22 protein-coding genes and 1 pseudogene are annotated in these 22,431 nt (G+C 66.6%); 12 read left to right on the plus strand and 11 right to left on the minus strand.

Annotated elements, in window-relative coordinates:
• Window positions 1–20: 20 nt before the first annotated feature.
• A complete protein-coding gene (otnI, locus tag WS46_RS00410; protein WP_059688986.1) occupies window positions 21–797 on the plus strand; it encodes a 2-oxo-tetronate isomerase in 777 nt (258 codons plus the stop codon).
• 28 nt (window positions 798–825) lie between these two features.
• Entirely contained in the window at window positions 826–1,797 is a 972-nt protein-coding gene (gene denD / locus WS46_RS00415) for a D-erythronate dehydrogenase (RefSeq protein ID WP_059688987.1), read from the plus strand.
• Window positions 1,798–1,876: 79 nt separating this feature from the next.
• Here the strand turns inward: denD and WS46_RS00420 are convergent, their stop codons facing one another.
• The 3 genes from WS46_RS00420 to WS46_RS00430 form a co-directional block, all read right to left on the minus strand.
• Window positions 1,877–2,965 carry a lysylphosphatidylglycerol synthase domain-containing protein gene (locus tag WS46_RS00420; protein ID WP_059688988.1) on the minus strand — a complete coding sequence of 363 codons (1,089 nt, stop codon included), beginning with the start codon at window positions 2,963–2,965 and terminating at the stop codon, window positions 1,877–1,879.
• Window positions 2,962–4,131, minus strand: a complete 1,170-nt coding sequence (gene hpnI, locus WS46_RS00425; RefSeq protein ID WP_059688989.1) for a bacteriohopanetetrol glucosamine biosynthesis glycosyltransferase HpnI — start codon at window positions 4,129–4,131, stop codon at window positions 2,962–2,964. The genes WS46_RS00420 and hpnI overlap by 4 nt, the downstream gene beginning before the upstream one ends.
• A gap of 62 nt (window positions 4,132–4,193) precedes the next feature.
• Complete coding sequence (locus WS46_RS00430; RefSeq protein WP_059688990.1) at window positions 4,194–4,544, minus strand: hypothetical protein; 351 nt, start codon at window positions 4,542–4,544, stop codon at window positions 4,194–4,196.
• Between the two features lie 286 nt (window positions 4,545–4,830).
• Here WS46_RS00430 and WS46_RS00435 point away from each other — a divergent pair, with 286 nt between their 5' ends.
• The 3 genes from WS46_RS00435 (at window position 4,831) to WS46_RS00445 (ending at window position 7,536) form a co-directional block, all read left to right on the plus strand.
• Window positions 4,831–5,490 carry a response regulator gene (locus tag WS46_RS00435; RefSeq protein ID WP_059688991.1) on the plus strand — a complete coding sequence of 220 codons (660 nt, stop codon included), beginning with the start codon at window positions 4,831–4,833 and terminating at the stop codon, window positions 5,488–5,490.
• The gene (locus WS46_RS00440; protein WP_059688992.1) at window positions 5,487–6,938 is read left to right on the plus strand and encodes an ATP-binding protein; all 1,452 of its coding nucleotides are present in this window, start codon (window positions 5,487–5,489) and stop codon (window positions 6,936–6,938) included. Before WS46_RS00435 ends, WS46_RS00440 begins: the two co-directional genes overlap by 4 nt.
• Window positions 6,939–7,008: 70 nt before the next feature.
• Window positions 7,009–7,536: a cytochrome b gene (locus tag WS46_RS00445; protein ID WP_059534072.1), complete on the plus strand. Its 528-nt coding sequence runs from the start codon at window positions 7,009–7,011 to the stop codon at window positions 7,534–7,536.
• 271 nt (window positions 7,537–7,807) lie between these two features.
• On the opposite strand, the gene WS46_RS00450 is transcribed toward WS46_RS00445, so the two are convergent.
• Complete coding sequence (locus tag WS46_RS00450; RefSeq protein WP_059689009.1) at window positions 7,808–8,083, minus strand: DUF4148 domain-containing protein; 276 nt, start codon at window positions 8,081–8,083, stop codon at window positions 7,808–7,810.
• 71 nt (window positions 8,084–8,154) lie between these two features.
• Window positions 8,155–8,499 (minus strand): DUF4148 domain-containing protein, encoded by a 345-nt coding sequence (locus WS46_RS00455; RefSeq protein ID WP_059688993.1) that lies wholly within the window; start codon window positions 8,497–8,499, stop codon window positions 8,155–8,157.
• A gap of 203 nt (window positions 8,500–8,702) precedes the next feature.
• On the opposite strand from WS46_RS00455, the gene WS46_RS00460 reads away from it, so the two are divergent.
• The gene (locus WS46_RS00460) at window positions 8,703–9,392 is read left to right on the plus strand and encodes an aspartyl/asparaginyl beta-hydroxylase domain-containing protein (RefSeq protein ID WP_059688994.1); all 690 of its coding nucleotides are present in this window, start codon (window positions 8,703–8,705) and stop codon (window positions 9,390–9,392) included.
• A 28-nt stretch (window positions 9,393–9,420) separates the two neighbouring features.
• Here the strand turns inward: WS46_RS00460 and WS46_RS00465 are convergent, their stop codons facing one another.
• On the minus strand, window positions 9,421–10,362 hold the full coding sequence (locus WS46_RS00465) for a LysR substrate-binding domain-containing protein (RefSeq protein ID WP_059688995.1): 942 nt from the start codon (window positions 10,360–10,362) through the stop codon (window positions 9,421–9,423).
• 78 nt (window positions 10,363–10,440) lie between these two features.
• Here WS46_RS00465 and WS46_RS00470 point away from each other — a divergent pair, with 78 nt between their 5' ends.
• From WS46_RS00470 to WS46_RS00490, 5 genes are all read left to right on the plus strand, one after another.
• Entirely contained in the window at window positions 10,441–10,839 is a 399-nt protein-coding gene (locus WS46_RS00470) for a nuclear transport factor 2 family protein (protein WP_059688996.1), read from the plus strand.
• A 124-nt stretch (window positions 10,840–10,963) separates the two neighbouring features.
• Entirely contained in the window at window positions 10,964–11,233 is a 270-nt protein-coding gene (locus WS46_RS00475; RefSeq protein ID WP_006749905.1) for a MoaD/ThiS family protein, read from the plus strand.
• A 56-nt stretch (window positions 11,234–11,289) separates the two neighbouring features.
• Complete coding sequence (locus WS46_RS00480; RefSeq protein ID WP_059688997.1) at window positions 11,290–12,438, plus strand: hypothetical protein; 1,149 nt, start codon at window positions 11,290–11,292, stop codon at window positions 12,436–12,438.
• Between the two features lie 351 nt (window positions 12,439–12,789).
• Window positions 12,790–14,793: a c-type cytochrome gene (locus WS46_RS00485; protein ID WP_257129892.1), complete on the plus strand. Its 2,004-nt coding sequence runs from the start codon at window positions 12,790–12,792 to the stop codon at window positions 14,791–14,793.
• A gap of 93 nt (window positions 14,794–14,886) precedes the next feature.
• Window positions 14,887–16,077: a porin gene (locus tag WS46_RS00490; protein WP_059688999.1), complete on the plus strand. Its 1,191-nt coding sequence runs from the start codon at window positions 14,887–14,889 to the stop codon at window positions 16,075–16,077.
• A 28-nt stretch (window positions 16,078–16,105) separates the two neighbouring features.
• Here WS46_RS00490 and WS46_RS00495 read toward each other — a convergent pair whose 3' ends face one another.
• Window positions 16,106–17,035, minus strand: coding sequence for a LysR substrate-binding domain-containing protein (locus WS46_RS00495; RefSeq protein WP_059689000.1), 930 nt, complete (start codon window positions 17,033–17,035; stop codon window positions 16,106–16,108).
• 158 nt (window positions 17,036–17,193) lie between these two features.
• On the opposite strand from WS46_RS00495, the gene WS46_RS00500 reads away from it, so the two are divergent.
• A complete protein-coding gene (locus WS46_RS00500) occupies window positions 17,194–17,619 on the plus strand; it encodes a PACE efflux transporter (protein WP_059689001.1) in 426 nt (141 codons plus the stop codon).
• A gap of 136 nt (window positions 17,620–17,755) precedes the next feature.
• On the opposite strand, the gene WS46_RS00505 is transcribed toward WS46_RS00500, so the two are convergent.
• The 4 genes and pseudogenes from WS46_RS00505 to WS46_RS00520 form a co-directional block, all read right to left on the minus strand.
• Entirely contained in the window at window positions 17,756–18,703 is a 948-nt protein-coding gene (locus WS46_RS00505) for a choline ABC transporter substrate-binding protein (RefSeq protein WP_059534053.1), read from the minus strand.
• Window positions 18,704–18,812: 109 nt separating this feature from the next.
• Entirely contained in the window at window positions 18,813–19,814 is a 1,002-nt protein-coding gene (locus WS46_RS00510; RefSeq protein ID WP_059534051.1) for a GlxA family transcriptional regulator, read from the minus strand.
• Between the two features lie 114 nt (window positions 19,815–19,928).
• Complete coding sequence (gene choW, locus WS46_RS00515) at window positions 19,929–20,825, minus strand: choline ABC transporter permease subunit (RefSeq protein ID WP_059534049.1); 897 nt, start codon at window positions 20,823–20,825, stop codon at window positions 19,929–19,931.
• Window positions 20,818–22,227 (minus strand): annotated as a pseudogene (locus WS46_RS00520) (glycine betaine/L-proline ABC transporter ATP-binding protein); the annotation flags it as partial. The gene choW and the pseudogene WS46_RS00520, both read right to left, overlap by 8 nt.
• Between the last annotated feature and the right edge of the window lie 204 nt (window positions 22,228–22,431).

The following is a 22,431-nucleotide window of genomic DNA, read 5'->3' on the forward strand; positions in this document are numbered from 1 at the left end:
CATTCACAGGACCCGCTGCCATGCCCCGCTTCGCCGCCAACCTCTCGATGATGTACACCGAGCACGCGTTCCTCGAACGCTTCGCCGCTGCCTCGTACGACGGCTTCAAGGCCGTCGAGTACCTGTTCCCGTACGACTTCGCCGCCGAGGACATTCGCGCGCGCCTCGACGCGCACAATCTCGAGCAGGCGCTCTTCAACGCGCCGCCGGGCGACTGGGCCGCCGGCGAGCGCGGGATCGCGTCGCTGCCGGGCCGCGAGGACGAGTTCCGGCGCGGCATCGACCAGGCGCTCGACTATGCGCGCGTGCTCGGCAACAAGAAGCTGCACGTGATGGCCGGGATGGTCGCGCCGGGCGCCGACCGCGCGCGCCATCGCGATACCTACGTGGCGAATCTGCGGCATGCGGCGCAGGCGGCGGCCTCACATGGCATCACGATCCTGATCGAGCCGATCAACCAGCGTGACATGCCCGGCTATTTCCTGAGCCGCCAGGACGATGCGCACGACATCCGCGCGGAAGTCGGCGCGCCGAATCTGAAGGTGCAATTCGACTGCTATCACTGCCAGATCGTCGAAGGCGACCTCGCGATGAAGCTCAAGCGCGATTTCGCGGGCATCGGCCACATCCAGATCGCCGGCGTGCCCGAGCGTCACGAGCCTGACATCGGCGAACTCAACTACCCGTATCTGTTCGAGCTGATCGACGCGCTCGGCTACGACGGCTGGATCGGCTGCGAGTATCGCCCGAAGGCCGGCACGTCCGAAGGGCTCGGCTGGCTCAAGCCTTATCTGTAATCCACGCATTCCGAAGAGGGCTCACAACATGAAAGTACTGATCACCGGCGGCGCCGGCTTTCTCGGCCAGCGTCTCGCGCGCAAGCTGCTCGAGCGCGGCGAACTGACCGGGCCCGACGGCCGGACCGGCAAGATCGACGAGCTGGTGCTGCTCGACGTCGTGAAGGGCTGCGATTTCGGCGACGCGCGCGTGACGTCGATCGTCGGCGACATCGCCGATCGCACGGTGCTCGAAAGCGCGATCGACGCGCAGACGTGCGCGATCTTCCATCTCGCGGCGATCGTCAGCGGGCAGGCCGAAGCCGATTTCGATCTCGGCATGCGGATCAACCTCGACGCGTCGCGCATGCTGCTCGAAGTGTGCCGCGCGCGCGGCCATCGTCCGCGCGTCGTGTTCACGAGTTCGGTGGCCGTCTACGGCGGCGTGTTGCCCGAAGTCGTGCAGGACGACACCGCGCTGAATCCGCAATCGTCGTACGGCGCGGAGAAGGCGATCGCCGAACTGCTGCTGTGCGACTACGCACGGCGCGGCTTCGTCGACGGACGCGTGTTGCGGCTGCCGACCATCAGCGTGCGGCCGGGTCGCCCGAACGCGGCGGCGTCGTCGTTCGCGAGCGGCATCATCCGCGAACCGCTGAACGGCGAGGAAAGCGTGTGCCCGGTGCCCGGTTCGACGCGGCTGTGGCTGCTGTCGCCGCGCGGCGCGATCGACGCGCTCGTCGCGGGTTGCGAGATCGACAGCGAGAAGCTCGGCAACAAGCGCGTGATCAACCTGCCCGGCCTGTCGGTGTCGGTCGACGAAATGATCGCGGCGCTGCGCGAAGTCGCGGGCGACGACGTCGTGAAGCTGATCCGCCATGCGCCGGACGAACGCGTCGAGAAGATCGTCGGCAGCTGGCCGGGCCGCTGGGACACGACGCGCGCCGAAGCGCTCGGCCTGAAGGGCGACACGTCGTTCGCGGACGTGATCCGCAGCTACATTGCCGACGAACGAGGTTGATCGCCGCGCCGGCCGGCGAGGCATGCGGCCGCGTCGGCGAACCGCTGCGCGCCCGGGTGGCCGGCACCGTCGGGCCGCATCAACGCGGCCCGGCGGACTCCCCGACGGGCATCGATGCGCGCTTCGCCTCGTACGGCGAGCGCGCCGCGCCGGCCGCATGCTGCCATGCGAGCAAGCCCGGCAGATAGAACAGCAAGTCGCGCACGCGCCGCGCGCCGGCGAGTGCCAGACAGGTCGGCGCGTCGAACCCGAGCAGCCCGCCGATCAGCACGAACCCGCCCTCCTGCACGCCCAGCCCGCCCGGCATCAGGAACGCGATGCTGCTCAGGAGCTGGATCAGCGCTTCGATCGCGAGCGCCTGCGCGAACGTCGGATCGGCGCCGAGGAAATGCAGCGCGAGCCAGATTTCCAGCGAATAGCCGACAAATTGCAGCGTCTGCCAAATCGCCAGATAGCGGACGACGACACCCGTCTTTCTCCAGATCATCCGGATCGACTGATCGGTGCGTGCCGATTCGCCGACCAGCGCCACCACCTTGCCGCTCGTGACGCGGTTGACCACGCGCATCGCGCGCTCGAACGGCCGCGCGTGCTGAACCAGCGCGAACAGCAGCAGCACCGGCACGAGCGCCGCCATGCCGATGGCGAGGCGCGCGGCCACCTGCGCGGCATCGGACGACACGTGTTCGAGCACGTAGCCGATCGCGACCAGCGCGAACACGAGCTGGCTGATCAGCGTCAGTTGCATGTCCGCGACGAGGCTCGCCACGGCAGTCGCCGGGCGCACGCCCGCCTGCCGCAGCAGGCTGAACGACACGATCTCGCCGCCGATCCGCGCGACCGGCAACAGCCCGTTGATCGATTCGCGGATCCACACGAGCTTGAGCATCGTCGCGAACGACGGCCGGCGCGGGCCACGAATCAGCATCCGCCAGTCCCACGCATTCGCGAGCATCGGCAGGATGTGGGCCAGCGCGGCGACCAGCAACCCGGCGCCGGCAATCCGCAACCGATGCAGGATCTCCAGCGGATGCTCGCGCCAGATCAGCCACACCGCGAGCACCAGCCCGGCCAGCGCCGCCGCGCGCCCCGCATGCCGCAGCCGTGCGTCGCGACGCACGCGCGGCCGGTCCGCGCCTTCGACATCGGAATGCGCGTCGTGCATCATGATTTCCCCGCCGGCGACAACAAGCCCTCGCGGTCGACGCGAAAGCGCGTGCCGCGCCACACGACGTGCGACGAGAAGAAGCTCGACACGAACACCGCGAACTGCAGCAAATCGACGAACGGCAGCCAGAGCGCGCCGCGCAGACCCGCGCCGGTGGCGCGGCTCGTCCGGAACATCAGCAGCGCCCGCGCGACGAGTGCCGCGACCATCAGCCACCAGGCGGCGAGCGTGCCGCCGGAAAACAGCACGGCCAGCAATGCAAGCGGCAGCGGATGCATCAGCACCGACCCGGCGTGACCGAGCCGGTCCGCCGCGCGGATCGTGCAGCTCCAGCGCAATTCGTGCGCATATAGCCTGGCGAAGGTCTCTTCGACACAGGCATGTCCGACGACGAACGGCGGGACGACGACCTGCGCGCCGACCTGCCGCACCGCTTCGCCGAGCGCGTGATCCTCGGCCAGATGGTGCGCGAAACGCGTGAGCCCGCCGATGCGTTCGAGCGTCGCGCGCGTGATCGCAATCGTCTGGCCAAAGCACGGACGGGCACGCCCGATGAAAAGCCCGGTAATGACGCCCGGCAGGAAATGGTAGTTCGTCATCGCGACGGCGACACCGGGCCAGAAGCCCGGCGACGCGACGCCGCGATACACGCTCGTCACGATGCCGACTTCCGGCTGCTGTAGCGCGCCGACGACGGCACGCAGATAATCGCGCTCGACCAGCACATCGCTGTCGGCGAGACACAGCACCGAATGTTCCGCGTGTTCGAGCATGTTGACGAGATTCGCGATCTTGCGATTCGGCCCGTATAACCGCGCATCGGCGACGACCTTGATGTTCGCGTCCGGATGGCGCGCGCGCAGCGTCTCGACGGCCGCGAGCGCCGCGTCGCCCGCATCGTGCACGCCGAACAGATGTTGTACCGGCCCCGGATAATCCTGGACGAAGAAGCTTTCGAGATGCTGTACGAGGTTCCATTCGTCGCCGTGCAGCGGTTTCGCGACGGTGACGCCCGGATAGTCGCGCGGCACCGCCCGCGCGCGCGAAAAGAACCGGCCGACCAGCACGCTGGCCGTGACAGTGTAGGCAATGCCGAGCAACACGCCCAGCCCGCAGGCGATCGACATCGCGCCGGCCAGCGCGTACAGCACATGCAGCAAGACCATGCTTCTCCCCAGTGGTGGCCCAATGACGGCGACGCCCAGGGCCGGCACGCGCGAACGCGTGCTCACCCGTACACGCCGCCGTATCGATTCCCGTTGAGCCGGATATGCAGGACGACCAGCCGACGGTACGCGCAATCAGATGACACGGCTACCGTGCGGCGATCGATTCCGGACACGCGCACATAGCCGCACACATCCGCGGCCCTGAACGCCGCGTCGGCCACCTTACGGGCCGACAGGATCGCGGTCGCGACCGCGACGACGGCCCAGATGCGGAATGTCATCGTCGTGAAAAACGCTTCGGGTACGCGCAGCGCAAACAACGAAACCAGCACGAAACACTGAACGAACATGCCGGCGAACGCGGCGATCAACAGGTAGGCGCGCCATCGCTCGATCGTCGAGGGTGCCATCAGGAAAGAACCTCCCGTGCGGACGACCCGCATCGATCCTGCTTCGATCGACACGGTCGCGGGTGGACGGGCAAGCGCGTGCGGGACGCGCGGAACCCGGTTCGGGGATCAGGGGAAGCGGAGTTCGACCCGAGAAATGTTGTGGCCGATCGTAGCCGGAATGCCGGCGCCGAACCTTAAGCGATCTTCAGAATCGGGCGATATTTGAGGGAGCGCAATTACAATCCGTTGCACGACGCGCACAGTCCGGCCCGTACAATTGCATGTATCTGCACACGAATCGACCATGCGACTCCTCCTTGTCGAAGACGACGACCTCATCGGCAGCGGCCTCGAAATCAGCCTGAGTCAGGCCGGTTATCAGGTCGACTGGCTGCGCGACGGTCATGCCGCCGCCGCTGCGCTCGCAACGACGCGCTTCGCCCTCGTCGCCCTCGATCTCGGCTTGCCCGGCAAATCGGGAACGGAACTGCTGCGTGCGATGCGGGACGCGGGCGATACCACGCCGGTGCTCGTCCTGACCGCGCGCGGCACCGTGGCCGATCGGGTCCGCGGCCTCGACGACGGCGCCGACGACTATCTCGCGAAACCGTTCGAGCTGTCCGAGGTGCTCGCCCGCTGTCGCGCGCTCGTGCGCCGCTCCCAGGGTCGCACCGGCGACGAGATCGTGTGGCGCGACATCACGATCGACCTGACCACCCAAACGGTGACACGCGATGCGGCGCGCATCGCGCTGACGTCACGCGAATGGACCATCCTCGTTCAGCTCGTCAGTCATGCGGGCATGCCCCAGTCGCGGGCGCGTCTCGAGGACGGCCTGTACGGATGGCAGGAAGGCATCGAAAGCAATGCGATCGAGGTCCACATCTCGAACCTGCGCAAGAAGCTCGGCGCGGAACTGATCCGGACGGTGCGAGGCATCGGTTACGTCGTCGACAAACCATGATCTCGCGCTCGATACGGCGCCGCGTTTCGGCGATGGCGCTCGGCTGCGTGACCGTCGTCTGGATCGTCGCCGTGTTCGGCAGCTTCCGGCACGCGACACGCGAGATCGGCGAATGGGAAGACGCCCGTCTCGTCGAATATGCGTCGCTGCTCGTCGATCTCGCGCCGGCCGACCTCGACCGCCTCGCCCGCTTCCCGCCCGACGCGCGCATCGAACTGGCTCACGGAACGTCGGCCGCCGCCCGAGACAACGACGGCGATCGTCTGCCGCGCGACGTACTGTTCGAAGTCCGCGACGCGCGGGGCAACGTCGTCGCGTCGAGCCTGCCGGTCGACGCCCCCGGCCGGCCCGTTGAAGCCGGCCGAAGCGACACCCCCGAAACGATCGTCGTGCGCGGCGTGCAATGGCGCACGCACACGCTGCGCGACGACGCGTCGGGCCGATGGATACGGGTGATGGAGCCGGCCAACACACGCAGCGATCTCGCGACGGGCATCGCGCGCGGCATCGTCTGGCCGCTGATCGTCGCGCTCCCGGTGCTGGCGTTGCTGCTCTGGTTCCTGATCGCGCGCAGTCTCGCGCCGCTGAAAACGCTGTCGACGCTGATCGGCGCGCGCGATGCGCGCTCGCTCGAACCGCTCGGCGTCACGACCGTTCCGGAAGAAGTCCGCACGCTGGTCGACGCAATCGACCGCCTGCTCGCCAGACTGCGGCAGTCCATCGTGCGCGAGCGGGCATTCACGTCCGACGCGGCGCACGAACTCAAGACGCCGCTGGCCGCGATCAAGGTTCAGGCACAGGTAGCGCTCGCGACCGACGATCCGACGCGCAAGCAGCTCGCCATGCAGCGCGTGGTGCAAGGCGTCGATCGCAGCGCGCGTCTCGCCGAACAGTTGCTGCTGCTCGCGCGGCTCGACGAATACGAACGCATTCCGGTACGCGCCGTCGTCGTCCGCGAACTGGTCGACGCGGCCATCGAACGGCATCTCGCGAAGGCGTCGGATCACTGCATCGCCATCGTCGCCAGCGGCACGCCGGGGCGAGCGATTCAGGCCGATCCGATCCTGCTCGGCATCCTGCTCGACAATCTGCTCGACAACGCGGTCAAGTACGGCCGGCAGGGGGGCCGCATCGAGATCGACGTACACGACGACGGCGCCGCGCAGCGCATCGTCGTGCGCGACGACGGGCCCGGCGTCGCCCCCGGCGAGCACGAGCGACTCGGCGATCGTTTCTATCGCGGCGTGGGCACGCAGTTGCCCGGCAGCGGGCTCGGGCTGTCGATCGTCCAGCGCATCGCGCAATACTTCGGCGGCACCGTGCAATTCGGGCCCGGCATCGGCGGCCACGGCCTCGGCGTCACGATCTCGATGCCGTCGGCCGAATCCGCCCGGATCGATCGCACGCAGGCGTTATCGGACGAAGCCGGTGCGCGACCGCACGCTTAACGTTTCGTTAAGGATTCGGCCGTAAAATCCGCCGGAAGATACGGTCCTCATCCGCTTGCCAGGAGCTTTCATGTCTACAACCGCACGATACGACGCAGTCGCACGCCTTCTTCACTGGCTGATCGTGGCGCTGGTCGTCGCGCAATATGCGATCGGCTGGACGATGCCCGACGTGCATCGCGACACGCAACCGGTCGGCCTGATCGCCGCGCACCTGATCGTGGGCACCGCGCTGCTTGCCGCAATGGCTTGCCGCGTGCTCTGGCGCGTGACGCATCGCCCGCCCGCCGACGAACTGTCGCCCGCGATGCGCGCGGTGTCCGGCGCAACGCACTTCGGGCTCTATGCACTGCTGATCGCGGTGCCGTTGCTCGGCTGGATCAATGCGTCGTCGCGCGCATGGGCCGTGACGCTGTTCGGCGTCGTCCCGCTGCCGGCGCTGTCGGCGGCCGGCTCGGGATTCGGGCACGCGATGGGCGACGTGCACGGCATCCTTGCGTGGGTGCTGTTCGGCGGCATCTGCCTTCACGTTGCGGCCGCGGTCGCGCATCGTTTCGTCCTGCGCGACGGTGTCATGCAACGGATGATGCCTTGGTAATCTCGCCACCTGCGCCGTGGCGCACCATCGCAGGCAGCGATCCGGCAATGACGGATCGCGCGCTCGCCTGCATCGCGGCTCACCCAGCAATCCACCTGCGCGCCCATCGGAATCGGGCAACGCGCTGATCGCGGCGCCGCGCGAAGCGGCGCGCGATCGACGGCCTCGCCGTCCGTGCGGTTCGGCCAGGCCGCGCGCCGCGAACGGCGTGCGTATTGCCGTACCGCGAGCACGTCGGCCCGAAGACACATACGTACATGTCGGCACCTAGTCAGTCGGTCTGCGCCGGCATGACGGCGGCCGGCGCGGGCGCGGCGGGCAAAGCCGCCATCCTCGCCCGATCCTGCTCGGCGACCTTCGCCAGCGCGGCCTGAATGTCTGCCGGATATTCTCCGTCGTCCCCCTTCGACGGATCGTAGCCCGCCGCTTCCAGACGAATCAGTTCCTCGCGAACCTGTGCACGCGTGAGCGGCGCATTCGATTGCGCGAATGCAGACTGACCGGATACCACGCCGATCATCATCAGTAGTGCGATACAAGTTTTCATCATGAACTCCTTCAATGTTGCGTGCCGATCAACCTTCGTGGATGCCGGGCCGGCCGCGGTGGCCTGCTTCTTCAGCTTCCGAAATACGGCGTGCAGAAGCTCTCGGGGCCCACGCACGTGGCCGAGCGCGGACGCGACGGCAGTATCGTCGGCCTTCCCGCATCGGAAGTCGCGGCCGGATCGCTGCCGACCGCGGTTTCGGCCTGATGCCGAGGCATCTGTTCGGCCTGCTGCCGGAATAGCGGACTCACGTCCGGATACGACGTGTCGGTCACGAAGCGCAGCCCGTTGTTTTCGGCGTCGATCAATTGCTGCCTGACCTGCGCGCGCGTCAGCGCCTGTGCCGACGCAGGCGTCGCGACACTCGCGACGGACATCGCCGCCACCGTGGCGGCCACCAGCCAATGCGTATTCATGCTCACTCCTTCGGAAGTCAACGAAACGACGTGCTACACCCGTATGACGACGCGGGGTGCCCGTTTATTCCCGGAATGGCGAACCGCTTGCGCAGGACATTCATCGAACTGTCATTCTTTCGTCAGCCGGCGTAACCTGACGTAACGCAGGCCCCACCGCGCGTGGGGCAGACTGACGACACCTTGTGGATCGCGCCTCGATCATGTCCGTCGCTTACGACTATGCAGCCGGCCTGCTTCGCACGCTGTTCGACCGTCATATCGACAGCGGTGCCGTGCTCGACCCGGCCATGTTCCCCGACGCCGAGCGATTCGTCCGCGCGTGGCCGGCCATTCGCGCGGAAGCGCTGGCCGTCGCGCGCGACCTGCCGCGCATCCCGCGCTTCCACGAGATCATGCGCGAGCAGCACGACATCTCCGCCAACGATGCACGCGACTGGCGGATGTTCATCATGCAGGCGTACGGCCAGCCGTTTCCGCGCAACCTGTCGCGTTGCCCGACCGTCGAATCGATCGTCGCGGCGTCGCCGGACGTGTTGTCCGCGTCGCTGTCGTTCCTCGCGCCCGGCAAACACATCCCGCCGCATCGCGGACCGTTCCGCGGCATCCTGCGCGGCTATCTCGTGCTGTCGATGCCGAAGCGCGCCGACGGCACGCCGGCGGCGGTGCTGAAGATCGACGGCCATGAATACCGGCTCGAAGAAGGCCGCTTCCTGCTGTGGGACGACACGTTCGAGCACGAGGTGTGGAACGACAGCGACGCAGTGCGAATCGTGCTGCTGCTCGATATCCGACGGCGCGGCATGCCGCGCTTGCTGACGTGGCTGTCGAATGCGGTGATCGGCGTCGTGCGGCTCGGAATCCGGATGCGGGGGCGATCGATCCCGGTCTAGCCATCCGCACCGCGCCCGCCCGTCGCGGTCAATCCTCGCGCGCGAGACGCGTCAGGACCTCCGCGAGCGCTTGAATCGCGGGTTGCGTGGCGCGCTGCGTCGGATAGACGAGGTAGTAACCGAGGCCGTTGCGCACCACCTCCGGGAACGGCGTGACCAGCGCGCCGGCTGCCAGCCGATCCGCCGCCATGCGCGGATCGCCGATCGCGACGCCGTGCGCGTCAGCCGCGGCCGTCAACGTCAGTTCGAGCGTATCGAATACGAGCCCGGTGTCCGGGTCGATCCGCGTTGCGCCGGCGGCGTCGAGCCAGCATCGCCATTCGTCGCGATTGCGTGCGGGATGCAGCAGCGTCGCATGCGCGAGATCGGCGATCGACTTCAACGACGCACCGATCCCGCGCGTACACATCGGCGTGAGGCACTCGTCGAACAGCGGCACCGCCACCATTCCCGCCCAGTTTCCGGTACCGCGCACGACGATGGCATCGAAATCGGCGTCGGTGAAATCCGGCGTGTCGTCCGCCGACGTGTGAATGCGCAATTCGGTTCGCGGCAACGCGTGATTGAGCGCCGACAGCCGCGGCAGCAGCCACCGGATCGCGAACGTGGATGGCAGGCGCAACGTCAGGGTCGACGCGGCATGCGCATGGGCATGCGCGTGTCGCGCCAGTTGCGCGAGCACGTCGATGGCCACCGTCAGCAACGCGCCGCCTTCCGCGGTCAACGTCAATCCCGACGGATGACGAACGAACAACGCACACCGGTAGTGCGCTTCCAGTTGCTGCACCTGACGGCTTACCGCACCCTGGGTCCGGCACAGATGCTCGGCCGCCCGGTTGAAACTGCCTAGTTCGGCGGCGGCGACGAACGCCTGGAACGCCGTCAACGGCGGCAGCGCACGCGTGAGATCCGCCAGCGGATATGCGCGGGCGGCATACCCGGGTTGCGGATTATTCGTTTGTTCGGTCATCGCTGCATCGCTATCGTGGTTGAACCGGCTCGCGACGGCTGTCGCGGACGGCTCGTCATCAATCAACGGAGAAATACCATGGTCTCGTCGTCCGACGCACTATATACGCGGCAGGTCGATACCTACCTGAAAGCGCTCGAACGCGGCGACGTCGCCGAGATCTGCGCGCTGTTCGCGCCGGATGCGCGGATATTCTCGCCGTTTCTCGGCTGGATGGCGCCGCAGCCCTTTTTCGAAAAAGTCGCGGCGGCATCCGGACAAAGCCGGATCACGCCGATCGACATCTGCGTCAGCACGACGGGCGCACGTCGGGCCACCGGCTATTTCGTCTACGACTGGGGACTGAAGGACGGCGCCGAGGTGCGGTTCGAATGCGTCGACGTCTTCGAATTCGACGACGACGCGCGCATCGAGCGCATGGTCATCATCTACGACACGCATCCGGTGCGAAGTACCGTCGGCGACAAGTACGCATAGCCGGATCGTTGCGCGGCGCAGCAAGGTCGCCGCGCCGCCGGCCGTACCGCAAATGCCGCTGCTGGCCCGATCGATCGCCTACACTACAGACCGTCCCCCTGCGCGGCTCCTGCCAGCCACTACCATGGCCCACCTCTTCTTCGCGGCGTCGATCCAGCGCCATATCGACACGCCCGAGCGCGACATCGACGCACGGACGCTCGGCGAAGCGCTTGAAACCGTCTTCGGCGAGCAGCCGCGGCTGCGCGGCTATATCGTCGACGACCAGGGTGCGCTGCGAAAGCACCTGTCGGTGTTCATCGACGGCCAGCCGGTACGCGACCGGCAACACCTGTCCGATGCGCTCGGCGATGCCAGCCGCGTCTATGTCGTGCAGGCGCTGTCCGGCGGATAAAGGGACGCATCTCCATCGAAGCAAGTGCCCGGTCGGACCAACTGGAGACACCCGACATGAATGATCGACTGCTCGTCGCGACCCGCAAGGGCCTGTTCGTGCTGCACGCCGACGGCAACGGCGGCTGGTCGCTCGGCGAGCCGCACTTCATCGGCGAACCCGTCAGCATGGCGCTGGCCGACCCGCGCGACGGCACGCTGTATGCGGCGCTCAATCTCGGCCACTTCGGCGTCAAGCTGCATCGGCGGCGTGCCGGTGCCTCCGCATGGGAGGAATGTGCGGTGCCCGTCTATCCGCCGCAGCCCGCCGACACGCCTCGCGCCGATGCCGGCGCCCACGCGGGCGCCGGCGCTTCGGACGACGAAGCGCCTGCCCCGCCGCGCCCGCCGTGGACGCTTCAGCAGATCTGGTCGCTCGAAGCCGGCGGCGCCGACGAGCCGGGCGTGCTGTGGGCCGGCACGATACCGGGCGGACTGTTCCGCTCCGACGACGGCGGCGATTCGTGGGTGCTCAACCGCGCGCTATGGGACCGCCCGGAGCGCGCCGAGTGGTTCGGCGGCGGCTACGATGCCGCCGGCATCCATTCGGTGATGATCGATCCGCGCGACAGCCGGCACGTGACGATCGGGATTTCGTGCGGCGGCGTCTGGCAGACCTTCGACGGCGGCGCGACCTGGCGCGTCAGCGCCGACGGCATGGAAGCCGACTACATGCCGCCCGAGCGGCGCGGCGAACCCAACGTGCAGGATCCGCACCGCGTCGTCCAGTGCGCAGCCGCGCCCGATGTGCTGTGGACCCAGCATCACTGCGCGATCTTCCGCTCGACCGACGGCGCCGCGCACTGGCGGCGGATCGAGGCGCAGCCGTCGAGCTTCGGCTTCGCGGTCGCCGTGCATCCGGCAGATCCCGACACCGCGTGGTTCGTGCCGGCCGTGAAGGATGCGTGCCGGATTCCGGTGAACGGCCGGTTCGTCGTCACGCGCACGCGCGACGGCGGCCGCAGCTTCGAGACGCTGTCGAACGGGCTGCCGCCCGCGCCGGCCTACGACCTCGTGTATCGGCACGGGCTCGCGGTGGACGACTCCGGCACGCATCTCGCGATGGCGTCGACGACGGGCGGGTTATGGACGTCCGGCGACGGCGGTGACAACTGGCGGCAGGTCTCCGCGCATTTGCCGCCGGTGTATTGCGTCAGATTCGGATGACGACGAGTGGCATGTGGCGGGTAACCCCGACACGCAACGCGCACGCTCGCGCTCATTCACCTCCCTCCCGAATCGAAGACACGCATCACCTCGGCCACGCGCCGGCCCACACTTCCGAAGCAACCGGACTTCGGAAGCCGTCGCGCCACGCCGACTGCATCGGAATATCTCAATTGACGTAAAAATGTATTACGTGATCGAGCGATGGCCGGTTGATTCCCGTCAGTCCGCGGGATGGCCGATACGGAGATGATGACTCGTCTCACTAGAAAAACGCCATCACCCACGATGAGATCACCGATCCGAACGCTGTCGCAGTCCTGCCTTAAGACCGCACTGTCGATCGCCGCGATGCTGCCCGTCATTACGGCAGCAGCGGCGCCCCCTTCGCAAGTCGATGCAACCGAGCTCGTCAAGAAAGGCGCATACGTCGCACGCGCCGGCGACTGTGTCGCATGCCATACCTCGCCGAACGGCCCGCCGCTCGCGGGCGGCCTCGCGTTGAACACGCCTTTCGGCGCAGTCTATTCGACCAACATCACGCCGGACGATGCCACGGGCATCGGCCGATATACGTTCGAGCAGTTCGACCGGGCCATGCGCAAAGGCATCGCAGCGGACGGGCATCACCTGTATCCGGCCATGCCTTACCCGTCCTTCGCCAAACTCGACGAGGACGACATGCACGCCCTCTTCGCGTATCTGAAGCAAGGCGTCGCGCCGGTGAAACTGGAGAACAAGCCGCTCGGCATCAAATGGCCGTTCAACATGCGCTGGGGGCTGGCACTGTGGAACGTCCTGTTCCTCGACGACACCCGTTATGTGCCCAACCCCGAAAAGGATGCGACCTGGAATCGCGGCGCGTACCTGACGCAAGGCGCCGGACATTGTGGCGCCTGCCACACGCCGCGCGGGATGCTCTTCCAGGAAAAGGCCATGTCGGAGTCGGGCAGTGACGGGCCGCTGTATCTGTCCGGCGCGACGGTCGAATCCTGGCGGGCCGTCAATCTGCGCGCACTGTGGCCCGTCGACGATCTGGTCACACTGCTCAAGACCGGTCGCAATCGCTACACGACCGCGGCCGGCGGCATGTCGGACGTGGTTCACCACAGTACCCAGTACTTCAGCGACACGGATCTCTCCGCGATCGGCGTGTACCTGAGTTCGCTGCCGAACGCGGCCGCGGGCAGGCAGGCCGCGGTATCGCCAACCAACGACACGCCGGAGCGCGAGGTCCCCGGGACGCTGTATACGTCGAAGGGCGGACTCGGCTATGTGCAGTTCTGCAGCTCATGCCACCAGGTCGACGGCCGCGGGTTCTCGCCGGTGTTCCCACCGTTGTCCCGCAATCCCGCCGTGCTGTCGAAACATACGGACTCGTTGATCCACATTGCGCTGACCGGTTGGCAGTCACCGCGGACAGACACCCATCCGCGCGTCTACACGATGCCGGCGTTCAACCAGCTCTCCGACCGGGAACTGGCCGAGATACTGACGTTCGTCCGCTCGTCATGGGGCGGCCGCAACGACCCAGTGCTCGCGCTGGACGTCCGCAAGATGCGTCGGTCGCTGGCCGCCGGCGCCGGCGATGCATCCACGTTCAGGACACCTCGCTTCTCCGCCCTGCTCGACCAGCCGAACGCCGCGCAACTGGTGCGGGGCATGCGGCTGAATCTCGAGACGAAGGCGCTGCTTCCGCACAACGTCGGCGACTCGCTCAACTGTGCGAGCTGCCATCTGAACGGCGGCACCGTTGCGCTCGCGTCGCCGTACCTCGGCCTGTCCGCCCAGTTCCCGAGCTACGCGCCGCGATCCGGCAAGGTGCTGTCGCTGGCGGACCGGATCAATGGATGTTTCCTGCGTTCGATGAACGGCAAGCCGCTCCCCGTCGACTCGGACGACATGAAGGCGATGGTCGCGTACTTCGACTGGATGCGAAACGGCGCACATCCGAAGGACCGGATTCCGGGGCGCGGGGTCGGCAAGATCGATACTGCGCTGAAACCCGACCTCGCCCACGGCAAGGCCGTGTATGCCGCGCAGTGCGCATCGTGTCACGGCGCGGACGGCGCCGGGATGCAGCGCGCCGACGGCACCGCGATCTATCCGCCACTTCGGGGCAACCAGTCGTTCAACATCGGGGCCGGCATGGCGCGTCTCTACACGGCTGCCGCGTTCGTGAAGCACAACATGCCGATCGGTTCGCACAATCGGTTCCCGCTCGGACAAGGCGGATTGAGCGACCAGGATGCGGTCGATGTCGCGGCGTGGTTTACGACGCAGCCGCGCCCTGACTTTCCGGACAAGATCCATGACTGGCCGAAGGGCGGCAAGCCTCGGGATGCGCGGTACTGACCGCCATCGCCCCCATCGATCATCGTCGGCCGATTGCGCGACGTCGGCCGACGCCCTCGCAACTTCTCTCCACATTCTCGACCACCAGACACGATGAAACTTGGCTTCACCCGGACAGGATCACTCGTCGCATCGATGCTCGTCGGCATGACGATCGCAAATGGTGCGTACGCGCAAAGCAGCGTCACGTTGTACGGTCTGATCGACACGTCGATCGCGTACGTCAACAACCAGAGCAATCACGGCAAACCGCTCGGCAGCGGATGGTCGATGGGTATCGGCAGCCTCAACGGATCGCGCTGGGGAATCCGCGGCACCGAGCAACTCGGCGGCGGCATGTCGGCAATCTTCACGCTCGAAAACGGCTTCTCGCCGAACAACGGTGCGATCGGCAACGGCGGCGACGTGTTCGGCCGCCAGGCATTCGTCGGCCTCCGGTCGACCTCGTACGGTGCCGTGACGCTCGGCCGCCAGTACGACTTCGTCGTCGACTTCGTGTCGCCGCTCGGCGTACCGGGCCCTGGCTGGGGCGGCAATCTCGCCGTTCATCCGTTCGACAACGACGATTCGATCAAGTACCAGCGCCTGAACCAATCGATCAAATACGTCAGCCCGAACTACCGCGGGCTCAGGTTCGGCGCGATGTATGCCTTCTCGAATCGCCCGGGGCAATTCTCGAACAACCGCGCGTACAGCGCGGGCGTCGCCTACACCAACGGGCCGCTGTCGCTCGCCACGGCCTATCTGCAGGTCGACCGCGATGCGAATCCCGTCAACGCGAACCCGACGGGCGCGCTCAGTACGGACGACGGCGATTCGTCGATTCGCGGCGGACGCGAGCGCATCTGGGGTGTCGCGGGACGATACAGGATCGGCCCGGCGTCGGTCGGACTGTCGTGGACACACTCGACGACAGACGACGTCACCGGCGTCTGGACGGGCGGCAAGATCGCGCCGCTGAACGGGCGCACGCTCACGTTCGACAACTATTCGATAGACGGCCGCTACGCGTTCACGCCTGCGCTCTCCGCGGCGGCGGGTTACACGTTCACGGACGGCCGCTTCGACGCGAGTACGCAATCGGCCCATCCGAAGTGGCATCAGGTCGTGCTGCAAGCCGACTACGCATTGTCGAAGCGTACCGACGTCTATCTCGAGGGCGTCTACAAGCGTTCGAGCGGCGGAAACGGCAATCCCGTCTTCAACGCATCGGTGTACACGTTCGGAGCGTCCTCCACCGACACGCAGGTGGCAGTGGCCGCGGGCCTGCGCCACAAGTTCTGAACCCGCCAGGTGATCCACGCGGACATGCTCACACGTGTCCGTCGTCCGTCATCCGCGCCACCGCCCCACGTGTGCGCGCGATTTCCGCTTCGAGCCAGTCGAGAAACCGCCTGACCTGCGGCTCGCGTTCCCGCCCGGGCCGGCACAGCGCGACGAAGCGTGCGCCGGCGAGCCGCACCGACGGCTCGATCGGCATCAGCGCGCCGCGCTCGACGTGCTCGGCGACCAGCACGGAGCTGAGCAGCCCGACGCCCTGGCCGTGCAACACGGCCTGCAACGCGTAGTGCTCGTCGTCGTAATGCCGGAACACCGCCCGCTCGAGCCACGCTTCCCGGCCCGCCGCACGACACCACGACGCCCAATCGATCGACATCGGCTGCGGCGTATCCCACACCGTCTCGATCAAATCGAGGCGCTCGTCCGAACGATGCGCATCGAACCCGGTGGCCGCATACGCGCCGAAATACTCGTCGATCAATGCGATCTCGTGCAGCGTCGGGAACGTGCGCGACGTCGCGCGAATCGCGAGATCGATTCGCGCGTCGCGGTCGAGATCGGCGAGCGTGTTGCCGGTTTCGACCTTGATGCTCAATTGCGGATCGACCTGCCGAAACCGGCCGAGACGCGGAATCAGCCACATCGCGGCGAATGCGGGCGTGGTGGTCAGCACGAGCGTGCGCTCGTCGGACGCTTCGGGCCGCACCGCGTCGAGCCCGCGACTCAGCGCGAGCAACGCATCGTGGCTCGCGCGAAACAGCCGTTCGCCCTCCTCCGTGAGCCGCACGCCGCTCGCGCCGCGTTCGAACAGCAGCACGCCGATCCGGCTTTCGAGCGACTTGATCTGATGCGATACGGCCGCCGGCGTCACGGACAACTCGTCCGCCGCGGCCTTGAACGAGCCGAGCCGTGCCGACGACTCGAATACACGCAATGCGGTCAGGGGAATTTTCGAGAACACGGGGCCTCTCGGGCCGGGTCCGGCCGGGTTGAATTCGATTCAATCCGGGTGAGATTAGGTGAATTGAAGCGCTCGCGCAACGCACGTAGCCTTGCGGGACATCGCGGCGCCGTGCCGCGCAAGCGACCGTCGAGCCACCGTCGAACCGGAGAAACAACGTGCAAGGCCTACCGCGCAGGATCACGCAGGCGCTGCTCTACGAAGCGATCGCGATCTCCTGCGTCTCGCCCGCGATCGCGGCGATCTTCAAGCAAAGTCTCGTCTATTCGGGCGCGTTGTCGGCGACGATGTCCGCGATCGCGTTGCTGTGGAACATGATCTTCAACGCGCTGTTCGAGCGCTGGGAAGCGTCGCGCCGGCAGCCCAGGCGCACGCTCGCGCGGCGGATCCTGCATGCGACCGCATTCGAGGGCGGGCTGATCTTCATCCTCGTGCCGGTGGTGTCCTGGTGGCTCGACATCTCGTGGTTCGACGCGTTCGTCGTCGACATCGGGCTGTTCGCGTTCTTCTTCTGCTACGCGTTCGTGTTCCAGTGGGCGTTCGATCGCGTGTTCGACGTCCCGGCGGCGACGAAGGAATCGTGACGTTGGTTCGCGGCGCGGCGATTCGCCAATCGACTCTCGACCCGAAAACGACGCGGCCCGCCCGCGCGATGCGGGAGGGCCGCGTTTCATCACGCCGGCGCGCCACCTTCGGCCGGCGCGCCGTTCGTCCGGTCGCTCAATGCACGCCGAGATACGCCTTCACCGCCGGCAGGCCCGGCTTGCCGTCGATCGTCGTCACGCCCGCGAGCCACTTGTCGAGCGCCTGCGGGTTCGCCTTCAGATACTCGGCCGCGGCCTTGTTCGGGTCTTCCTTGTTCATGATCGGCACCATCACGTGGTTTTCGATCGTCGTCGTGAACTGAAGGTTCGACACGAACTTCGCGACGTTCGGGCAGCGCTGCGCGTAGTCGGGCGGCGTCGCGGTCAGCACCTTCGCTTCGCCGTAGTTCGGGCCGAACACGTCGTCGCCGCCGCTCAGGTAGTCGATCTTCATCTGCACGTTCATCGGATGCGGTTCCCAGCCGAGGAACACGATCCACTGCTTGTCGCGGATCGCGCGATTCACCTCGACCAGCATCCCGGCCTCGCTCGACTCGACCATCTTGAACTTGCCGAGGCCGAACTGGTTGCCGTCGATCATCTTCTTGATCAGCAGGTTGCCGTCGTTGCCCGGTTCGATCCCGTAGATCTTGCCGTTGAGCTTGTCCGCGAACTTCTGGATGTCGGCGAACGACTTCAGGCCGCCCTGGTACACGTAGTCGGGCACCGCGAGCGTGTATTTCGCGCCGGTCAGGTTGGGCGTGGCGAGCACCTTGATCGTGCCGGCCTTCGTGAACGGCTGGATGATCGGATCCATCGTCGGCGACCAGTAGCCGAGGAACACGTCGATCTGCTTGCTCTTGATGCCCGCGAACGTGATCGGCACCGACGCGATCGTCTTGGTCGGCGTGTAGCCGAGACCCTGCAGCATCGTCGATGCGAGACCCGTGGTGGCCGCGATGTCGGACCAGCCGACGTCCGCGAAGCGCACGTTCTTGCACACGGGCGGGTCGGCCGCGTAAACCGCCGACATCGGTGCTGCAATCCCGATCCCGCATGCCGCTGCGATCAATAGGCGCTTCATCTGTCTTCTCCTCAAAGTGACGTCGTTTTTCATGGGGCGGGATCGAGTGTTGAAACCGCGCGCCGAGATCCCGGCGGCGTCGCGGACCGAATGGCTCGCGCGGGTCGTGTCAGCGCCCCGGCAACCGTCGCTCGTAGCTCGGCGCGTGACCGAACTGCGCGCGATACGCCTTGCTGAAATGGCACGGCGAATGGAATCCGCACGTCGTCGTCACGCGCGCAATCGATGCGTCGGTCGTGCGCAGCAGGTCGCGCGCGCGTTTCAGACGCAGCGTCAGGTAATAGTGAGTGGGCGACACGTTCAGATAAACCTTGAACATCCGCTGCAGGTGCCGTTGCGAAAGTCGCACGAGCCGCGCGAGTTCCTCGAGCGACAGCGGCTCCTCGATGTTCGCCTCCATCAGCCGCACGACCTCGATCAGCTCCGCGCGCGAGAAACCGACGCGCGCATCGACGGGAATCGGCTGCGTGTCGGTCGAGCTGCGGATGCGCTCCAGGATGAACTGCTCGGACACCTGCGCGGCGAGCTGCTGGCCGAAACGCATGCCGACGAGGTTCAACATCAGGTCGAGCGGCGCGGTGCCGCCGGTGCAGGTGAGCCGGTCGCGATCGACGACGAACAGCTCGTCGGCGAACCCGACCTGCGGAAACTCCGCATGCAGCGCGGACAGGTTCTCCCAGTGCACGGTACAACGATAGCCGTCGAGCAGACCGCCCGACATCAGCGCATACGCACCGGTGCAGATGCCACCCAGCGGCAGCCCGCGTTCGGCGAGCGCCGCGAGCGTGTCGCGCGCGCCGTCGTCGACCACGTTGCGGATGTGGATCCCGCCGCACACGATCATCACGTCCGGCAGGTTCGTGTAGTCGAGCGCCTGGGTCGGACGCACCGCGATGCCGTTGCTGGCATGCACGGGCGCACCGTCGAGCGAATAGATCGACCACTTGTAGTGATCGGATCGCCCGACGTAGTTCGCCATCCGAAGCACTTCGACCGCGCTCGAAAACGCGATCATCGAGAAGTTCGGCAGCGTCAGGAAGCCGAAATGGGCAAGGGACGAAACCGGTGAAACGCAAGCGGCGGGCACGGCGGCAGCGGCGGCGGACGTCACATCGGGCTCCTGGCGAATTGAGCAGGTTGCACGCAGCCAGCCCCGTGGCACACGCCACGGAAGCCGGTATCGAATCGGGGGAGGCGGCCGGAAGGCGAACCGGCCGCCGGTTGCTTACGCTTGCGCGGGCGTGGCCTTCGCGCGGAAAAGTTGTTTCAGGCCTGAGAACAGCGGTGCTTTCACGGTGCCCGGCGCACGGCCGAAGCTCTCGGTGATGCGGTCGAGAATGATCGCGAGCAGCACGACCGACAGACCGCTTTCGAAGCCGAGGCCGATGTCGAGGCGCTGGATACTTGCGAGCACGTCGTTGCCGAGGCCGCCCGCGCCGACCATCGACGCGATGATCACCATCGACAGCGCCATCATGATCGTCTGGTTCACGCCCTGCATGATCGACGGCAGCGCGTTCGGGAACTGGACCTTGTACAGCAGCTGCCACGGCGTGCAACCGAATGCCTGGCCGGCTTCGACGATCTCGCGGTTCACGTGACGGATGCCGAGGCTCGTCAGGCGCACGGCCGGCGGCATCGCGAAGATCACCGTCGACAAGATCCCCGGCACGCGGCCGAGACCGAACAGCATCGCGGCCGGAATCAGGTACACGAACGCCGGCATCGTCTGCATCAGGTCGAGGATCGGACGCACGATCGCGGCGACCCACTTGCTCTTCGCCGCCCAGATGCCGAGCGGAATGCCGAGCACGAGGCTGATGATCGTCGACGACAGCGTGAGGCCGAGCGTGATGACCGTCTGGTCCCAGAAGCCCGTCGCGAAGATCAGCAGCAGCGACGCGGTGGTGAACAGCGCGAAGCGCCAGCCCACGCGCCACAGACCGACACCGATGAAGATCGCCATCATCAGCCACATCGGGATCGCCTGCAGGCTGTGCTCGACGAATGCGGCGAGGCCCTCGATCGCGCGGCCGATCGCATCGAACGTCTTCGCGTCGTGGTCGAGCAGGTAGTGAACGGACTGGTCGACCCAGCTACCGAGCGGAATCATTTCAGACATGGGAGCCTCGCGAACGCGTGATGGCCTTCAGGATAAGTGCGCGGTCGACCGAGCCGCAGTAGCAGCCGTCGTCGTCGACGACGGGCAGCGCATTCGGGCTCGCGACGACGCGTGCGACGACATGTTCGAGCGACGCATCGCGCCGGATGCTTTCGATCGGCCGCACGGACGGCGTGTCCTGACCGATCGCGTCGCGCGTGACGAAGCCGCGGATCTTGCGGGCGGCGTCGAGCACGAACGCGTATTCGGCACTGCCGTTCAGCGTCGCCGCGACGTTCGCGGCATCGCACTTCGACATGGTCGGCACGGCGCCCGTCTGCATCAGGTCGCCCGCCGTCAGATAGCGGCTCGTGTCGATGCCGTCGAAGAACGCGCGCACGTAGTCGTCCGCCGGATTCGCGATGATGTCCTGCGGCGTGCCGACCTGCACGAGGCGGCCGCCTTCCATGATCGCGATGCGGTTGCCGATGCGCAGCGCCTCTTCCAGATCGTGCGACACGAACATGATCGTGCGGCGCTGTTCCTTCTGCAGTTGCAGCAGCACGTCCTGCATTTCGCGGCGCTTGAGCGGATCGAGTGCGGAGAACGCCTCGTCCATGATCATCAGCGACGGGTTCACGGCCAGCGCGCGGGCCAGGCCGACGCGCTGCTGCATGCCGCCCGACAGCTCGGACGGCAGCTTGTGCGAGAACGGTGCGAGGCCGACCTGCTCGAGCACCTCCATCGCACGGCGTTCGCGTTCCTTCTTGCCGACGCCCGCGACCTCGAGGCCGAACGCGGCATTCGACACCACGCTGCGATGCGGCATCAGCGCGAACGACTGAAACACCATGCTCATGTCCTTGCGGCGCAGCGCGGTCAGCGCGGAGCGGCGTGCCGACGCGACGTCGAGCCCGTCGATCAGCACCTTGCCGGCGCTCGGATCGACCAGCCGGTTCACGAGGCGGATCAGCGTGGATTTGCCGGAGCCGGACAGGCCCATCAGCACGAATATTTCGCCTTCCTGCACGTCGAACGATACGTTGTGCACACCGACGACCTGACCGGTACGCTTGAGCACATCGTCTTTCGTCGCGCCGGCAGCGAGCATGTCGAGCGCCTGCTGCGGGTTGCTTCCAAATACCTTGCACAGACCTTCGACCACGACCTTGGGGGCATCCATCGAAACCTTCTCCTCGTGTAGCGGGGACTCACGCGTGTCATAGCGTGCCTACATAGTTGCCAGAAAAAACCCCGACCTGCCGACGAATTACGACAAACGCTTGCGCAAATACGACACACCCGGCAGCCCCGCCACGCGGGGCACAGCGCCCGGCGGCACTCGATTGCGGCAGCGCAATACGCGCTCAGCCAATAACGGCGGGCATCCCGGGCGCGGCTTGTGCGCAGCAGCGCGACGCGCGAACGGCGCCGTTTTGCGCCAACCCGTGGAAGCCGCGCGTCGCTTTGCGACAATTCCACGTCCGATCGGACGGCGTCGCCCGTCCTCTTCGTACGAAAAGAATGATCGTACGAAAACCCGCATCGCGAACGTGCGACAGGCACGTTTCGCCGCCCGCCCGCAACCCAGAAAATCCCCCATGGCCATTGTGATACATTGCCGGCA

It is taken from the genome of Burkholderia sp. RF4-BP95, from assembly GCF_001521985.1.
GTDB classification, from domain to species: Bacteria; Pseudomonadota; Gammaproteobacteria; order Burkholderiales; family Burkholderiaceae; genus Burkholderia; species Burkholderia diffusa.

Bases quoted from the DNA above. Each gene is read 5' to 3' on its own strand.
- WS46_RS00460 (WP_059688994.1), top strand. From the start codon at position 8,703: ATGTCCGTCGCTTACGACTATGCAGCCGGCCTGCTTCGCACGCTGTTC.
- WS46_RS00435 (WP_059688991.1), top strand. From the start codon at position 4,831: ATGCGACTCCTCCTTGTCGAAGACGACGACCTCATCGGCAGCGGCCTC.
- WS46_RS00445 (WP_059534072.1), top strand. From the start codon at position 7,009: ATGTCTACAACCGCACGATACGACGCAGTCGCACGCCTTCTTCACTGG.
- WS46_RS00440 (WP_059688992.1), top strand. From the start codon at position 5,487: ATGATCTCGCGCTCGATACGGCGCCGCGTTTCGGCGATGGCGCTCGGC.
- WS46_RS00475 (WP_006749905.1), top strand. From the start codon at position 10,964: ATGGCCCACCTCTTCTTCGCGGCGTCGATCCAGCGCCATATCGACACG.
- WS46_RS00465 (WP_059688995.1), bottom strand. From the start codon at position 10,362: ATGACCGAACAAACGAATAATCCGCAACCCGGGTATGCCGCCCGCGCA.
- WS46_RS00480 (WP_059688997.1), top strand. From the start codon at position 11,290: ATGAATGATCGACTGCTCGTCGCGACCCGCAAGGGCCTGTTCGTGCTG.
- WS46_RS00420 (WP_059688988.1), bottom strand. From the start codon at position 2,965: ATGATGCACGACGCGCATTCCGATGTCGAAGGCGCGGACCGGCCGCGC.
- WS46_RS00455 (WP_059688993.1), bottom strand. From the start codon at position 8,499: ATGAATACGCATTGGCTGGTGGCCGCCACGGTGGCGGCGATGTCCGTC.
- denD (WP_059688987.1), top strand. From the start codon at position 826: ATGAAAGTACTGATCACCGGCGGCGCCGGCTTTCTCGGCCAGCGTCTC.
- WS46_RS00490 (WP_059688999.1), top strand. From the start codon at position 14,887: ATGAAACTTGGCTTCACCCGGACAGGATCACTCGTCGCATCGATGCTC.
- WS46_RS00430 (WP_059688990.1), bottom strand. From the start codon at position 4,544: ATGGCACCCTCGACGATCGAGCGATGGCGCGCCTACCTGTTGATCGCC.
- hpnI (WP_059688989.1), bottom strand. From the start codon at position 4,131: ATGGTCTTGCTGCATGTGCTGTACGCGCTGGCCGGCGCGATGTCGATC.
- WS46_RS00470 (WP_059688996.1), top strand. From the start codon at position 10,441: ATGGTCTCGTCGTCCGACGCACTATATACGCGGCAGGTCGATACCTAC.
- otnI (WP_059688986.1), top strand. From the start codon at position 21: ATGCCCCGCTTCGCCGCCAACCTCTCGATGATGTACACCGAGCACGCG.
- choW (WP_059534049.1), bottom strand. From the start codon at position 20,825: ATGTCTGAAATGATTCCGCTCGGTAGCTGGGTCGACCAGTCCGTTCAC.
- WS46_RS00505 (WP_059534053.1), bottom strand. From the start codon at position 18,703: ATGAAGCGCCTATTGATCGCAGCGGCATGCGGGATCGGGATTGCAGCA.
- WS46_RS00485 (WP_257129892.1), top strand. From the start codon at position 12,790: ATGCTGCCCGTCATTACGGCAGCAGCGGCGCCCCCTTCGCAAGTCGAT.
- WS46_RS00450 (WP_059689009.1), bottom strand. From the start codon at position 8,083: ATGAAAACTTGTATCGCACTACTGATGATGATCGGCGTGGTATCCGGT.